The sequence below is a fragment of the Vibrio sp. Y176 genome (genome assembly GCF_033438945.1).
In genome coordinates this window covers 1-562 of sequence record NZ_JAWOQS010000951.1, presented here as the reverse complement: position 1 = coordinate 562, position 562 = coordinate 1, and the positions used below count along the sequence as shown (strand labels likewise).

At 46.3% G+C, this 562-nt stretch carries 1 protein-coding gene and 1 pseudogene; both read right to left on the bottom strand.

The features are described 5' to 3' along the window. Positions 1 to 263 (bottom strand): annotated as a pseudogene (locus R7O13_RS29595) (hypothetical protein); the annotation flags it as partial. Positions 264 to 306: 43 nt separating this feature from the next. Continuing rightward, positions 307 to 562 (bottom strand): hypothetical protein (locus tag R7O13_RS29590; RefSeq protein WP_318305555.1); only part of this gene is annotated, 256 nt, incomplete at its 5' end.

The window sequence follows — 562 nt, the reverse complement described above, 5'->3', positions numbered from 1 at the left end:
GAGATGATGCGAAGACTCATGAGGGTGGTGTTTTGAATGTGGTGAAGTTGTTGACCAATGGCTTCACAGATATGCTCTCGAATTTGAGCAAGGGTAAATTGGTTATCAATTTGGGGTTTGTACACGCCGTACATTAAACGCAGTGGTAAAACGTCGCTCTCGGTATTGAGTGTTTGGGTTATCCCGTTGTTGATAGCAATCTGTTCGTTGCGGTCAGCCAGAAAATAGCGTTGGTTTTCGTCAGGTAATAAAATGTATTGCATGGGGTTCTCTGTTTCCCCCGACAAGCGGGGGCGTGTGGGTGGGTTAGTCGATTTCTACGTTGGCCGTTTGTTTTACGCTGCGCGTGTTGGTTTTCTCTTGTTCTTTGGTGTGAGCAAGGTGGCGTTCGAGTTTGTTTTGCATACCGTATTGGGTTTGTGAAATCAGACGTTTGGTGTGTTCAATGCCTTTGTCTTTGATGGCGCTTTCAAAATCCTTTGCGCCAAAAGCGATGTCTTTTGGGGTCATAACATGCACTTTGGGAGCGAGATCTTTCCGTTCTCGCTTGGTGTCGTCATTC